The following is a 14361-nucleotide window of genomic DNA, read 5'->3' as shown; positions in this document are numbered from 1 at the left end:
CCCCCGACGTCAGCTCAGAAAACTAACACCGCAGGCTGTGACAAAGGTTGATCAACCCAGATCAATACCGGTCAATTCGGACGTGAGAATCAGCACCCACTCCGATGGAACCGACGCTCACGATGCCGGAAGGGTTGCGGTGTCCGCAAAAAGTGATATCACTTTGATAGAGCGACACGGCCGACAGTGACCGGACGCAACAGATCAAACGGGGGCATTCCATGACAAGTGCAGCGGACGCGCGACCGGGCGAGGTACGGGAGTTCACGGCGCGCAGCATCGGCGGCGGACCGGCCCTGCTGCTCGGCCTGCTGGGCACCGCCGCCGGCGCCGGCCTGCTCGCCGTGGCCGCGGTGGCGGACGCGACGGCCGTCAAGGCGGTCCTGATCCCGCTGGGCGCGCTGCTGTTCCTGGGCTCGATCATCGCCATGACCGGCCTGAACACCGTGGCCCCGGGCGAGGCGCGGGTGGTCCAGCTGTTCGGCCGCTACCGGGGCACGATCCGCACGGACGGGCTGCGCTGGGTCAACCCGTTCACCTCCCGCGAGAAGATCTCCACCCGGGTCCGCAACCACGAGACGGCCGTCCTGAAGGTCAACGACGCCTACGGCAATCCGATCGAGCTGGCGGCGGTCGTGGTGTGGAAGGTCTCCGACACCGCGCGGGCCGTCTTCGAGGTCGACGACTTCACCGAGTTCGTCGAGACGCAGACCGAGGCGGCGGTCCGGCACATCGCCATCGAGTACCCCTACGACTCCCACGACGAGGGCGGCCTCTCCCTGCGCGGCAACGCCGAGGAGATCACCGAGAAGCTCGCGGTCGAGCTGGCGACCCGCGTCGAGGCGGCGGGCGTGCAGATCATCGAGTCCCGCTTCACGCACCTCGCGTACGCTCCCGAGATCGCCTCCGCGATGCTCCAGCGCCAGCAGGCGGGCGCGGTCGTGGCGGCCCGCAAGCAGATCGTCGAGGGTGCGGTGGGCATGGTGGAGCTCGCCCTGACCCGGCTGGCCGAGGAGGACATCGTGGACCTGGACCCGGAGCGCAAGGCCGCCATGGTGTCGAACCTGATGGTGGTGCTCTGCGGCGACCGCGCGGCCTCGCCGGTCATCAACACGGGCACCCTCTACCAGTGACCCCCGCCGCCGCTCCCCGCCCCGGCGGCGCCCAGGGCCAGGGCCCCGGCCCGGCCCCGGGCGCGGGCCGGCCCGCCGAGGGGGCCAAGCCCGCCCGGGCCGGGCGGCAGGCCCGCAAGCAGGTGCTGCTGCGGCTCGACCCGCAGGTGTACGACGCCCTCTCGCGCTGGGCCGGCGAGGAACTGCGCAGCGCGAACGCGCAGATCGAGTTCCTGCTCCGCAGGGCCCTGTCCGAGTCGGGCCGCCTGCCTGGCGGCGCCGCGCCGATCCCCCCGCGCGGACGACCGCGCAACTCCCCCGATTCCTGAAGCCGTTGCCGGCCGGGGCCCGGCGCGCACCCCGCGCGCCCGGCCCCGTACGCCATCGGCCGCATCCCAGGGCCCGCCGGACGCCTCCGGCGGGCCCTTCGCGTTCCGCTTCCGCGAAGCCGCACGTCACCGACCTATACATCGAGCGTATACACCGCGTGTATAGTCGCCGTCATGTCCATCGGTCACACCCTGCTCGGCCTCCTGGAGGCCGGCCCGCGCCACGGCTACGACCTCAAGCGCGCCTTCGACGAGACCTTCGGCCACGACCGCCCGCTCGCCTACGGCCAGGTCTACTCGACCATGTCCCGGCTCCTGAAGAACGGCCTCGTCGAGGTCGAGGGGATCGAGAGCGGCGGCGGCCCCGACCGCAAGCGGTACGCCATCACCGACGCCGGCATCACCGACGTCGCGCACTGGCTCTCCCAGCCCGAGAAGCCCGAGCCGTACCTCCAGTCCACCCTGTACACCAAGGTGGTCCTCGCACTGCTCACCCACCGCAGCGCCGACGAGCTCCTCGACACCCAGCGCGCCGAGCACCTGCGGCTCATGCGCATCCTGACCCAGCGCAAGCGCAAGGGCGACATCGCCGACCAGCTGGTCTGCGACCACGCCCTGTTCCACCTGGAAGCCGACCTGCGCTGGCTCGAACTGACCGCCGCCCGCCTCGACCAGCTCGCCCGGGAGGTACGCCGATGACCCCGGCCGGATCCCTGCTCACCGCCACGGACCTGCGCAAGGCGTACGGACCCACCAAGGCCCTCGACGGGGCCGAGTTCTCCATCCACCCCGGCGAGGTCGTCGCCGTCATGGGCCCCTCCGGCTCCGGCAAGTCGACGCTGCTGCACTGCCTCGCCGGGATCGTCACGCCCGACTCCGGCACCGTCACCTACGCAGGACGCGAGCTGTCCTCGATGAACGACGCCGAGCGCAGCGCCCTGCGCCGCGGCGACTTCGGCTTCGTCTTCCAGTTCGGCCAGCTCGTCCCCGAGCTGACCTGCGTGGAGAACGTCGCCCTGCCGCTGCGCCTGGCCGGGACGAAGCGCAAGGAGGCCGAGCGGACCGCCCTGCACTGGATGGAGCGGCTCCAGGTCGAGGACCTCGGCGCCAAGCGCCCCGGCGAGATCAGCGGCGGCCAGGGCCAGCGGGTGGCCGTGGCGCGGGCCCTGGTCACCGGGCCCCGGGTGATCTTCGCGGACGAGCCCACCGGCGCGCTGGACTCCCTCAACGGCGAGCTGGTGATGCAGCTGCTGACCGAGGCGGCCCGCTCCGCGAACGCCGCCGTCGTCCTCGTCACGCACGAGACCCGCGTCGCCGCGTACTCCGACCGGGAGATCGTCGTCCGCGACGGCCGGTCCCGGGACATGGAGCACGCCATATGAGCGCGCTCCGGGTATGGGCGCGGGACCTGGCCATGGGCGCCCGGTTCGCCCTCGCCGGCGGCCGCGAGGGCTGGACGCGCACCCTGCTCACCGGCGTGGGCGTCGGCCTCGGCGTCGCGCTGCTGCTGATCAGCACGGCCGTCCCGGGCGCGCTGGCCGCCCGCGAGGAACGCGCCGACGCCCGCTCCACCCGGGCCTCCCCGGAGGCCACGGCACCGGGCCGCGACACCCTGCTCGTCGGCAGGGCCGACATGACCTACCGCGGCCAGGACATCGAGGGCCGCCTCCTCAAACCGGAGGGCCCCGACGCACCCCTCCCGCCCGGCCTCAAGGCCTTCCCCGCCCCCGGCGAGCTGGCCGTCTCCCCCGCCCTGGCGAAGCTGCTGCGCTCCGCCGACGGCGCGCTCCTGCGCGAGCGGCTCGACGGCAGGGTCGCCTCCGTCATCGGCGACGCCGGCCTCACGGGGCCTGCCGAACTCGCCTTCTACCAGGGCGCCGAGAGCCTCCCGCCGACCGGACCGGGCGAGCTCCGGATCCAGCGCGTCACCGGCTTCGCCGACGACGTGGAACGCCCCCGGCTCAGCCCGGTGCTGATGCTCACGGTCCTGCTGGCCTTCGTCGCGCTGCTGATGCCCGTCGCCGTCTTCATCGCCGCGGCCGTCCGCTCCGGCGGGGAGCGCCGCGACCAGCGGCTCGCCGCCCTTCGCCTGGTCGGCGCCGACGGCCGTACGGTCCGCCGGATCGCGGCCGGCGAGGCACTGGCCGGGGCCGTGGCCGGGCTGTTGCTGGGCTCCTTCTTCTTCCTGGCCGGCCGCCGGCTGGTCGGCTCCTTCTCGCTTGAGCAGCGCAGCGTCTTCCCGGCCGACCTCACCCCTTCGCCCGGGCTGGTCGCCCTGATGGCGCTCGCCGTGCCGCTCGCGGCCGTGGCGGTGACCCTGTTCACCCTGCGCGGGGTCGTCATCGAGCCGCTCGGCGTGCTGCGGACCACCGCGCCGGCCCGGCGCCGCGTCTGGTGGCGGCTGCTCCTGCCGCTCGGCGGGGCCGGTCTGCTCCTGCCGATGGCCGGGCGCGGCGACGGCCACGGCCGGTTCAACGAGTGGCAGGTCGGCGGCGGCGTGGTGCTGCTGCTGGTCGGGGTCACCGCCCTGCTCCCCTGGCTGGTGGAACGTTTCGTCGGGCGGCTGCGCGGCGGGGCCGTCTCCTGGCAGCTGGCCGTCCGCCGGCTCCAGGTCTCCAGCGGACCCTCCGCCCGGCTGGTCAACGGGATCGCGGTGGCGGTCGCCGGGGCCATCGCCCTCCAGATGCTCTTCTCGGGGGTCGAGCACCAGGTGACGGAGGAGACCGGGCAGGACCCGTCCCGCGCCTCGGTCGCGATCATGCTGCACAGCGGCACCGAGTCCGGTCTGGACGCCCTCGCCGAGCGGATCGCCGCGACGCCGGGCGTCGAGCGGACCGTCCCGCTGAACCGGGTCAGCGCGGCGCGGCAGGTGCCGAGCCCCGATGCGGTCCCGGTGACCATCGGCGGCTGCCGGGCCCTCGCCGAGGTCGCGGAGCTCGGCTCCTGCCGCGACGGCGACGTGTTCGTCCTGGCCGGCGGCCCGCTCGACGCGACCGTGGCGCCCGGCGACCGGGTCTTCGTCGGTGACGTCCAGGTCTCCTCCGAAGCCTCGTCAGCGCTCGGCGGGAAGACCGTCGAGTGGACCGTCCCGGCCGGGGCCCGTACCGTTCCCGCCCGCGAGGACCCGACGGGGGACCTCCGCTCCGGCCTGCTGGCCACCCCGTCCGCCGCCCCGAAGGGCATGGGCCGGGCCCAGTTCGCGCAGGTCTTCGTCCAGCTCGACCCGTCCGTCCCGGACGCCCTGGAGCGGGTGCGCACGGCCTCCTTCAAGGCGGACCCGTTCGCGATCGCGGCGACCCTGCGGGCCACGCAGGTCGACCGGAACTACTCCGGCATCCGCGCCGGGCTGTTCTTCGGCGCGACCGCCGTCCTGATCCTGATCGGGACCAGCCTGCTGGTCACCCAGCTGGAGCAGCTGCGCGAGCGCAGGAGGCTGCTCGCGGCCCTGGTCGCCTTCGGGACCAGGCGCTCGACGCTGACCCTGTCGGTGCTCTGGCAGGCGGCCCTGCCGGTGGCCCTCGGGCTGCTCCTGGCGGCGGGGGCCGGCATCGGGCTGGGCGCGATGCTGATGGCGATGGCCCTCGTCCCGGTCCGGATCGACTGGGCCGCGGTGCTCTCCCTGACCGGCGCCGGCGCGGGGCTGGTCGGGCTGGTCACCCTGCTGAGCCTGCCCCCGCTGCTGCGCATGATGCGCCCGGAGGGGCTGCGCACGGAGTAGCCCGCACGGCGTACCGAGTGTCCGCCGCGGCGTACGGAGCGCCCCGCGCGCCCCGCTGCCGGTGCGGCCCGCCGCGCTCAGTCGGTGGGCCACACCGGCAGCGGGCGGACCGCCTCGCGCAGCGCCGCCGCCATGGCCCGGAACTCCTCCTGCCGGGCCGTGCCGGTCCGCATGGCCAGCGCGATCCGCCGCGAGGGGGCCGGCTCGGCGAAGTACCCGGTCGCCAGGTGCTCGTTGCGGGCGGTCTCCAGCCGCAGCGCGGTGCGCGGCAGCAGGGTCACCCCGAGCCCGCCCGCGACGAGCTGGACGAGCGTGGACAGGCCCGCCGCGGTGGTGGTGACGTCCGCCCCCGCTCCGCGCCCCGCCTCCCGGCAGATGTCCAGGGCCTGGTCGCGCAGGCAGTGCCCCTCGTCGAGCAGCAGCAGCTGGAGCCCGCGCAGCTCCTCGCGCGGGATGTCGCGCCGCCCGGCCAGGGGGTGCTCGCGCGGGGCCAGCAGGACGAAGTCCTCGTCGAAAACGGGCAGTTCGGTGACCCCGGGCATGCCCAGCGGGACCGCGAGCAGCAGCAGGTCGAGCCGCCCGCCCGCCAGCCCCTCCAGCAGCGAGGCCGTCTGCTCCTCGTGCACCTGGAGGTCCATGCCGGGGTAGCTGCGGTGGAAGAGGCCGAGCACGGTGGGCAGCAGGTACGGGGCGACGGTCGGGATCACCCCGAGCCGCAGCACCCCCGTGAAGGGGGCCCGTACCGACTCGGCCTCCTCCAGCAGCCCGCCCAGCGCGTCCAGCACGCCCCGCGCCCGCACCGCGATGCGCTCCCCCGCCGGGGAGAGCAGCACCTTGCGGGTGGTGCGCTCCAGCAGCCGCACCCCGAGGGCCTCCTCCAGCGCGGAGACGGAGCCGGAGAGCGCGGGCTGGCTCATCCCGATGGCCGCGGCGGCGTCGCGGAAGTGCAGGTGCTCGGCGACCGCCGCGAAGGCGCGCAGCTGCGCCAGCGTCGGCTGCTTCGGTCCTCTACTACTGACAGCCACTGATAGGTACCTCCGATCACCCGCCACAAGAATAGCTATTTCCGCAATCAATGCTGCTGTGCCAGCATGTGAGATCCGTCCAACCCCTTTGGAAAGCCCCCAAAAGGGTCGCTTTCCATTCCGCAAGGAGAGTTCGTGCTCACTGTCGGTGACAAGTTCCCCACCTACGATCTGACCGCCTGCGTCTCCCTCGACGCCGACAAGCAGTTCGCGCAGATCGACCACAAGTCCTACGAGGGCAAGTGGCGCGTGGTGTTTTTCTGGCCCGCCGACTTCACCTTCGTCTGCCCGACCGAGATCGCCGCGTTCGGCAAGCTGAACGACGAGTTCGCGGACCGCGACGCGCAGATCCTCGGCGTCTCCGGCGACTCCGAGTACGTCCACCACGCCTGGCGCAAGGACCACGCCGACCTGCGTGACCTGCCCTTCCCGATGCTGGCCGACGTCAAGCACGACCTGATGCAGGCCTGCGGCGTCGAGGGCGAGGACGGCTTCGCCAAGCGCGCCGTCTTCATCGTCGACCCGAACAACGAGATCCAGTTCGCCATGGTGACCGCCGGTTCCGTGGGCCGTAACCCCAAGGAGGTCCTGCGGGTCCTCGACGCCCTGCAGACCGACGAGCTGTGCCCCTGCAACTGGAACAAGGGCGACAGCACCCTCGACGCCGGCGCCCTGCTGGCCGGTGAGTGACGGATGTCCCTCGACACCCTGAAGTCGGCCATACCGGACTTCGCCAAGGACCTGAAGCTGAACCTCGGTTCGGTCATCGGGAACCAGGACACCCTGACCCAGCAGCAGCTGTGGGGCACCGTCCTGTCCTGCGCGATCGCCGCCCGCTCCCCGCGCGTCCTGCGTGAGCTGGAGCCGGAGGCCAAGGCCGCGCTGTCCCCGGAGGCGTACACCGCCGCCAAGTCCGCCGCCGCGGTCATGGCGATGAACAACGTCTTCTACCGGACGCGCCACCTGCTCTCCGACCCGGAGTACGGCACGCTGCGCGCGGGCCTGCGGATGAACGTCATCGGCAACCCGGGCGTGGAGAAGGTCGACTTCGAACTGTGGTCGCTCGCGGTCTCCGCGATCAACGGCTGCGGCCAGTGCCTGGACTCGCACGAGCAGGTCCTGCGCAAGGCGGGCGTCGGCCGCGAGACGGTCCAGGAGGCCTTCAAGATCGCCTCGGTGATCCAGGCCGTCGCCGTCACCCTCGACGCCGAAGCGGCCCTGGCCGCCGAGTAGTCACCCGTAGGGGTGCTCTTACGCGCCTCCGTGCCCCCGCAGCCCTTCCGGGCGGCGGGGGCACCGCGCGTTCGGGGGTCACTTCTCGCGCAGCTTGTCCATGAGCCCGCGCATGTCCTCGACCATCGCGGCCTTGACCGCGTTCTCGTCGAGGTCGCCGCCCTCGCCGTCCTCACCCGCCCACCACTGGACCCGCATGGTGAAGACCGCCCCGCCGTCGAGCACCTGGAGCCGGGGCGCGGACTCCTCGCCGGAGAACACCGCCCGCTCGCCCAGACCGGGCACCTGCTCCGGCGTGACGGACGCGGCGCGCAGGTTCAGGTTGAGGACGGGTCCGGCGCCGAACTCCGCCTCGGGGTCGGTCTTGCGGTGCAGCTCGACCAGCACCAGGGCGTCGTGCGTGGGGAGACGGTCACCCCGTCCCCCGAGGGAGAAGCAGTGCGACCAGTCCAGCGCGGCACCTTCGGCATGGCTCGGCATGCCCACGCCCAAGTCCCCGACCACGGCCCCGACGGCCTTCAGCGGGGTCTCCGCGCAGAGCTGTTCGCTGTGCCGGTACGCGATCGGCGGCCCGGCGGCGGCGTGACGTTCCTGCACGACCAGCACCCCCGCCCACACGGCGGAGGCCAGCACCGCCCCGCCCAGCCCCCAGAGCCAGGGAGCGCGCCCGCGCCCCTCCCGGCCCGCCCGGAGCTCCTGGCCGGCGAGTTCGGGCGGAGCGGCGTCCGGCCACTCCCCGCCGAGCTCAGGCTCGCTGATCATCCCCGGCCTCCAGCGCGGCGGCCCGTACCGCGGTGGCCCCGTGCGGGCCCGGACCCGTGGCGGAGATCGCCCCGAGGTGCCGCTCGCGCGAGTAGGCCCTCAGGTAGACCACCACCGTGTTGGTGACGGCCACCAGCGGCACGGCGACGACGGCGCCGCCGATGCCCGCGGTCATCCCGCCGGCCGCCACCGCCAGCACCACCGCGAGCGGGTGGACGCGTACCGCCCGGCCGAGGATGAAGGGCTGGAGCACGTGCCCCTCGATCTGCTGGACCGCCAGCACCACGCCCAGCACCGCGAGGGCGATGACCGGCCCCTGGGTCACCAGCGCCACCACCACCGCGAGGGCGCCGGAGATCACGGCGCCGACGAGCGGGATGAACGCGAACAGGAAGATGAAGACGGCCAGCGGCACGGCCATCGTCACGTCGAGGAAGTACAGCCCGAGGCCGATGAAGACGGCGTCGATCAGCGCGACGAGCACCGTGCCGCGCACGTACGCGGTCAGCGTGCGCCAGGCGCGCGGACCGGCGCCCGCGACGCCGGGGCGGGCGGCGGCCGGGACCAGGCCCAGCACCCAGCTCCAGATCTTCTTGCCGTCGTAGAGCAGGAAGAGCGTCGAGAACATCGCGAGCAGCATGCCCGTCATGACCTCGACGAGCACCGTCACGCCCTGGAGGCCCGCCGAGGTGATCTCCTCGGTGTTGGTGCCGATGGTCTCGCTGAGGTTCTTCGCGATGTCGTTGATCTGCTTCTCGGTCACGTGGAACGGACTGTCCAGTGCCCAGGTCTTGAGCTCGTTGATGCCCTCGCGGAGCCGGTTGGAGAGGTCGTCGAGGTTCTCCATGACCTGCCAGACGACGAACCAGCCGACCAGCCCGATGACGACGAACCCGAGGATCGCGGTGACGGCCGTGGCGAGCCCGCGCGGCAGGCCGAGCCGGCGCAGCCGCACCACGAACGGCTGGAGCAGCGCGGTGACGAGCAGGGCCGCGGCGAAGGCGAGGACGACCAGCCGCACTTCGCTGATCACCAGCATCAGCACCCAGACCATCCCGGCGAGCAGCAGCAGCCGCCAGCTGGCCTCCGCGGCGACCCTCACCCCCCACGGGATGACGGTCACCGGGTCGGGCCGCGCGGGGGCGCGCGGGGGCGCGGCAGCGCTCGTACCCGCGTCGTCCGGTGCCGCGGCGGCCACGACGGGGGTGGGCAGCGGCGGTTCCCCGGCGGCCTCGGCCTCGACCTCGGCCCGCCGTTCGTCCAGCGCGGCCTCCATCCGGCTCAGTCTGCTGCCGAGCCGGCCGAGCCAGCCTGCCCTCTTCGCCATGTCGTTCCTTTCCCCCCGCCCAGCGGTGACACCTCGCACGACCGTACACGCGAGGAACCCCACACCGGTGGACGGTGTGGGGTTCCCCGAGGTTGTACGCGGGCCCTATGTCAGGGCTTTAGTACCAGTTGTTGGCCTGGTGGAAGCTCCAGGCGCCGCAGGGGCTGCCGTAGCGCTCGTTCATGTAGCCCAGGCCCCACTTGATCTGGGTGGCCGGGTTGGTGCGCCAGTCGGCGCCGGCCGAGGCCATCTTCGAACCGGGGAGCGCCTGGACCAGACCGTAGGCTCCCGAGGAGGAGTTGACGGCCTTGTAGTTCCAGGTGGATTCCTGGTTGATGATGTTCGAGAAGCACTGGAACTGGCCCGCCGGGACCAGCTGCCGGGCGATCTCCTTGACCTGGGCGACCGTGTAGGAGCCCTGGACCGGGAAGTCGCCGGCGTCGCGGGCGGCGGACCGGCTGGCGACCTCGCCCTCTTCCTCGCGCTGCTCCTTGAGCTTGGCGTCGGCTTCCGCCTTCTTCGCCTGCTCGGCCTTCTCGGCCTCCGCCTTCTTGGACTTGGCGTCCTCGGCGGCCTGGAGGCGGGCGGCCTCCTCCACCGAGCGCTTGGCGTCGGCGTCGGCGGCGTGGGCGATGCTGTCGGCCTGCTGCGCCAGGGTGGCGCTCTGGACCTGGGCCTGCTCGCCGAGCGGGATTTCAGTGAGGAGAGTCGCGCCGGAAGCGGTCGTCTCGAGGTCGTTCGAGGCGGCATCGCCAGTGGCGACGCCCACGACTGCGCCGACGGTGGTGACCGCGGTGGCCGAAGCCACTGCGAACCCCCGAACCGAGATCCGGCTCACACGGTGTCCTTCCAGCAGCGTCCGCAGTGACCGCGCGGCCGCAAGAGTGCCCCTTCGACACTGGTCTCCGTGGTGATGAGGTCACAGGAGACGCTGGCCCGTGGGCAACTCCCTTGCGGGGGCTGCCGGCTGTACCGGGCGGCATACGGACATCGGCTGTGAAGTTGTTCGTACTGCGCGTATCTCAACCGGAGATACAACTGTGCCGTATGCGGGGCCTGACGGAAACCAGACTCTGCCGGACCTCGACGCCGCAAGGCAATTCCGCGTTGCGTGTGAAAGGTCACACCTGCCGTGATGCCCGTGATTCGGGAAAACACCTGTGCAGCAGGACGCCGCCCGGCTAGGCTCCTGGGCCTTTGCCGGACGGCGCCAACCAACCATCCCGCTATGGGGGTTTTACCCCGTTCCCTCCTAGAGGGTTTCGAGCATCTCCGTCACCAGTGCGGCGATCGGGGAGCGCTCGGAGCGGGTCAGCGTCACGTGGGCGAAGAGCGGATGCCCCTTCAGCTTCTCAACGACGGCGACCACTCCGTCGTACCGGCCTACCCGCAGATTGTCCCGCTGGGCCACGTCGTGGGTCAGGACGACCCGGGAATTGGCCCCGATCCTGGACAGAACGGTCAGCAGGACGTTGCGCTCCAGGGACTGGGCCTCGTCCACGATGACGAACGCGTCGTGCAGCGACCGGCCGCGGATGTGCGTGAGCGGCAGGACCTCCAGCATCCCGCGCCCCAGCACCTCCTCGATGACCTCGCGCCCGGCGACCGCCGAGAGGGTGTCGAAGACCGCCTGCGCCCAGGGGCTCATCTTCTCGGTCTGGTCGCCCGGCAGGTAGCCGAGCTCCTGACCGCCCACCGCGTACAGCGGGCGGAAGACCATGACCTTCTGATGCTGCCTCCGCTCCAGCACCGCCTCCAGGCCCGCGCACAGCGCGAGCGCGGACTTCCCGGTCCCGGCCCGGCCGCCCATCGAGATGATCCCGATCTCGGGGTCGAGCAGCAGGTCCAGGGCGATGCGCTGCTCGGCGCTGCGGCCGTGCAGCCCGAAGGCCTCGCGGTCGCCGCGTACGAGCTTGACGTTGCCGTCGGCCGTGACCCGGCCCAGGGCCTTGCCCCGCTCGGACTGGAGGACCAGCCCGGTGTGCACGGGCAGTTCCGTGGCCTCCGGTACATGGAGCCGCTCCTCGGAGTAGAGGAGGTCCACCTGCTCCCCGGAGAGGGCGAGCTCGCTCATGCCGGTCCAGCCGGCGTCGGTGATGGCGAGCTCCGCGCGGTACTCCTCGGCGAGCAGCCCCACGGAGGAGGCCTTGATGCGCAGCGGGAGATCCTTCGAGACGACCGTGACGTCGTAGCCCTCGGCCTGGAGGTTGCGGGCGACCGCGAGGATCCGCGAGTCGTTGTCCCCGAGCCGGAAGCCCGCCGGCAGGACGCCGGGGTCGGAGTGGTTGAGCTCGACGCGCAGGCTGCCGCCCAGATCGCCCAGCGGGATGGGGGCGTCGAGGCGACCGTAGCGGACCCGGAAGTCGTCGAGCAGGCGCAGGGCCTGACGGGCGAAGTAGCCGAGTTCGGGATGGTGCCTCTTGGCCTCCAACTCGGTGATCACCACGATCGGGAGCACGACCTCGTGCTCGTCGAAGCGGGAGAACGCGTTGGGGTCGGCCAGCAGGACGCTGGTGTCGAGGACGTAGGTCCGCCTGTCGGGCAGGCGGCGCTTTGTGCTGGTCACCACGGAAGGACGTACCCCCTCGGAAGAGGTCGGGCCATGAAGACCGGACCGGTCATCGGCGCCATTGCCAGGGCCGAAGTCCGGCCCGCCAATCCGTCCGTGCGAACCGCACGCGCGTCCTGGTGCAAAGGGCCTCCCGGGCGGACGGCCCGGTGCCGTCCGCTGAGACTCGACACCCGTGGATCGGGCGTCGACCTGCCTGGGTTATGCCCTCGAACGTGCGCGGCCATGCCATGGCATATGACGGACGCTCGGTGAATCCCTGGTGAAGGGTTCGCGCGGGGGACGGAGGAGACCGAGGGGGTTTCCGCGACTGCGGGTCAGGTGCCGTACCGCCGGTGGCGGGCGGCGTAGTCGCGCAGGGCGCGCAGGAAGTCGACCTTGCGGAAGGCCGGCCAGAAGACCTCGCAGAAGTAGTACTCGGAGTGCGCGCTCTGCCACAGCATGAATCCGGACAGCCGCTGCTCGCCGCTGGTGCGGATCACCAGGTCGGGGTCGGGCTGGCCGCGGGTGTAGAGGTGCTCCGCGATGTGGTCGATGTCCAGGACCTCGGCGAGCTCCTCGAAGGAGGTGCCCTTCTCGGCGTGCTCCAGCAGGAGCGAGCGGACCGCGTCGGCGATCTCCTGGCGGCCGCCGTAGCCCACGGCGACGTTGACCAGTATCCCGTCGATGTCGTGGGTGGCCTGCTCGGCCTCCTTCAGCACCGTCTGGGTCCGGGCGGGCAGGATGTCCAGGTTGCCGACGTGGTGGACGCGCCAGCGACCGTCCTCGGCGAGGCCCCGGACGGTGTTCTCGATGATGTTGAGCAGTGGCCGGAGCTCGGCCTCCGGCCGGTCCAGGTTGTCCGTGGAGAGCATCCACAGGGTGACGACCTCGACGTCCGTCTCGGTGCACCAGCCGAGCATCTCGGAGATCTTGTCGGCGCCGGCCTGGTGGCCCTGTTCCGTCGTGCCTCCGGACGCCTTGGCCCAGCGCCTGTTCCCGTCCAGGATGACGCCGATGTGCTTGGGCGACGCGTCATGGTCGAGGCGGCCTTCCACCCGGCGTGCATAGAGCCTGTACACCAGGTCGCGCAGCTTCACGATCTTCCAGCCCCTCCGTGCAATGCCCCCGTGCGAATTGCGGTCTCCCCCGAGTCCGCCACATTACTGCGCGCCGGGATCGGGTACCCAACTCGGTCTGTCACAAGTCCGTGATAGCAAGGACAACGTGACTGATAACAATCCCTATCGGGCAGAGCCCTCGCGCTATGACTCCATGCACTACCGGCGCACGGGCCGCAGCGGCCTCAAGCTCCCCGCGATCTCCCTCGGCCTCTGGCACAACTTCGGCGACGACCGGTCGCTGGAGTCCCAGCGGGCGATCCTGCGCCGCGCCTTCGACCTCGGCGTGACCCACTTCGACCTGGCCAACAACTACGGCCCGCCGCCCGGTTCCGCCGAGCTGAACTTCGGGAAGATCTTCGCCCAGGACTTCGCCCGGTACCGCGAGGAGCTGGTGCTCTCCACCAAGGCGGGCTACTTCATGCACCCCGGCCCGTACGGCGAATGGGGCAGCCGCAAGTACCTCCTCGGCTCGCTGGACGCCTCGCTGAAGCGGATGGGCGTGGACTACGTCGACGTCTTCTACTCGCACCGCTTCGACCCGGAGACCCCGCTGGAGGAGACCATGGGCGCGCTCGCGTCGGCGGTCCGGCAGGGCAAGGCGCTGTACGTCGGCGTGTCCTCGTACACGGCCGAGCAGACGGCGGAGGCCGCGCGGATCCTGACGGACATGGGCGTGCGCCCCCTGATCCACCAGCCCTCGTACTCCATGATCAACCGCTGGACGGAGGAGGACGGGCTGCTGGACACCCTGGAGGAGGCCGGCATGGGCTGCATCTCCTTCGCGCCGCTCGCGCAGGGCCTGCTGACCGGCAAGTACCTCCAGGGCATCCCGGAGGGCTCCCGGGCCAGCCAGGGCAAGTCCCTGAACCCCTCGCTGCTGTCGGAGGACGTGGTCCGCCGGCTCACCGGGCTGAACGAGATCGCGGCCCGGCGCGGCCAGTCCCTGGCCCAGCTCGCGCTGACCTGGGTGCTGCGCGACGACCGGATGACCTCCGCGCTCATCGGCGCGTCCAGCGTGAAGCAGCTGGAGGAGAACATCGCCGCGCTGGCCGGAGCACCCCTCACGGAGCAGGAACTGAAGGAGATCGACTCCTTCGCGGTGTCCACCCCCGGCACCAACATCTGGGCCCAGCGCGGCTGACCTGGGCTTTTGCCCTGAAGGCGCGTGGAACAGAAAACGGGC

The 14361-nt window shown here is 71.7% G+C and carries 14 protein-coding genes; 8 read left to right on the top strand and 6 right to left on the bottom strand.

All coding sequences use genetic code 11. The annotated features are described in order from the left end of the window. Positions 1 to 221 precede the first annotated feature (221 nt). The 5 genes from AC069X_RS01820 to AC069X_RS01800 all read left to right on the top strand — a co-directional run bounded on the left by AC069X_RS01820 (position 222) and on the right by AC069X_RS01800 (position 5159). Complete coding sequence (locus AC069X_RS01820) at positions 222 to 1133, top strand: SPFH domain-containing protein (protein ID WP_478724005.1); 912 nt, start codon at positions 222 to 224, stop codon at positions 1131 to 1133. Beyond that, positions 1130 to 1441, top strand: a complete 312-nt coding sequence (locus AC069X_RS01815) for a type II toxin-antitoxin system antitoxin (RefSeq protein WP_478724003.1) — start codon at positions 1130 to 1132, stop codon at positions 1439 to 1441. Before AC069X_RS01820 ends, AC069X_RS01815 begins: the two co-directional genes overlap by 4 nt. Positions 1442 to 1615: 174 nt before the next feature. Next, a complete protein-coding gene (locus tag AC069X_RS01810; RefSeq protein WP_478724001.1) occupies positions 1616 to 2140 on the top strand; it encodes a PadR family transcriptional regulator in 525 nt (174 codons plus the stop codon). Further along, positions 2137 to 2823, top strand: a complete 687-nt coding sequence (locus AC069X_RS01805) for an ABC transporter ATP-binding protein (protein ID WP_478724000.1) — start codon at positions 2137 to 2139, stop codon at positions 2821 to 2823. The genes AC069X_RS01810 and AC069X_RS01805 overlap by 4 nt, the downstream gene beginning before the upstream one ends. Continuing rightward, positions 2820 to 5159 (top strand): FtsX-like permease family protein, encoded by a 2340-nt coding sequence (locus AC069X_RS01800; RefSeq protein ID WP_478723998.1) that lies wholly within the window; start codon positions 2820 to 2822, stop codon positions 5157 to 5159. The genes AC069X_RS01805 and AC069X_RS01800 overlap by 4 nt, the downstream gene beginning before the upstream one ends. Positions 5160 to 5236: 77 nt before the next feature. Here the strand turns inward: AC069X_RS01800 and AC069X_RS01795 are convergent, their stop codons facing one another. Further along, on the bottom strand, positions 5237 to 6184 hold the full coding sequence (locus tag AC069X_RS01795; RefSeq protein ID WP_478723996.1) for a hydrogen peroxide-inducible genes activator: 948 nt from the start codon (positions 6182 to 6184) through the stop codon (positions 5237 to 5239). 135 nt (positions 6185 to 6319) lie between these two features. On the opposite strand from AC069X_RS01795, the gene AC069X_RS01790 reads away from it, so the two are divergent. Beyond that, entirely contained in the window at positions 6320 to 6874 is a 555-nt protein-coding gene (locus tag AC069X_RS01790) for a peroxiredoxin (protein WP_478723994.1), read from the top strand. A gap of 3 nt (positions 6875 to 6877) precedes the next feature. Then, complete coding sequence (locus AC069X_RS01785; RefSeq protein WP_388934233.1) at positions 6878 to 7417, top strand: alkyl hydroperoxide reductase; 540 nt, start codon at positions 6878 to 6880, stop codon at positions 7415 to 7417. Between the two features lie 78 nt (positions 7418 to 7495). Here the strand turns inward: AC069X_RS01785 and AC069X_RS01780 are convergent, their stop codons facing one another. The 5 genes from AC069X_RS01780 to AC069X_RS01760 form a co-directional block, all read right to left on the bottom strand. Next, the gene (locus AC069X_RS01780; RefSeq protein ID WP_478723992.1) at positions 7496 to 8179 is read right to left on the bottom strand and encodes a hypothetical protein; all 684 of its coding nucleotides are present in this window, start codon (positions 8177 to 8179) and stop codon (positions 7496 to 7498) included. Further along, entirely contained in the window at positions 8163 to 9506 is a 1344-nt protein-coding gene (locus tag AC069X_RS01775) for an AI-2E family transporter (protein WP_478723990.1), read from the bottom strand. Before AC069X_RS01775 ends, AC069X_RS01780 begins: the two co-directional genes overlap by 17 nt. A 118-nt stretch (positions 9507 to 9624) precedes the next feature. Beyond that, a complete protein-coding gene (locus tag AC069X_RS01770; RefSeq protein WP_478723988.1) occupies positions 9625 to 10344 on the bottom strand; it encodes an aggregation-promoting factor C-terminal-like domain-containing protein in 720 nt (239 codons plus the stop codon). Positions 10345 to 10758: 414 nt separating this feature from the next. Next, on the bottom strand, positions 10759 to 12075 hold the full coding sequence (locus tag AC069X_RS01765) for a PhoH family protein (protein WP_478723986.1): 1317 nt from the start codon (positions 12073 to 12075) through the stop codon (positions 10759 to 10761). A gap of 317 nt (positions 12076 to 12392) precedes the next feature. Continuing rightward, entirely contained in the window at positions 12393 to 13154 is a 762-nt protein-coding gene (locus tag AC069X_RS01760; RefSeq protein WP_478723984.1) for an isoprenyl transferase, read from the bottom strand. A 127-nt stretch (positions 13155 to 13281) separates the two neighbouring features. Here AC069X_RS01760 and mgrA point away from each other — a divergent pair, with 127 nt between their 5' ends. Next, the gene (gene mgrA, locus AC069X_RS01755) at positions 13282 to 14319 is read left to right on the top strand and encodes an L-glyceraldehyde 3-phosphate reductase (protein ID WP_478723982.1); all 1038 of its coding nucleotides are present in this window, start codon (positions 13282 to 13284) and stop codon (positions 14317 to 14319) included. The last annotated feature ends 42 nt before the right edge of the window (positions 14320 to 14361 follow it).

The sequence above is a fragment of the Streptomyces sp. NPDC043896 genome, from assembly GCF_056435605.1.
The sequence above is the reverse complement of the archived record's forward strand: the minus strand, read 5'-3'. Positions and strand labels throughout refer to the sequence as shown.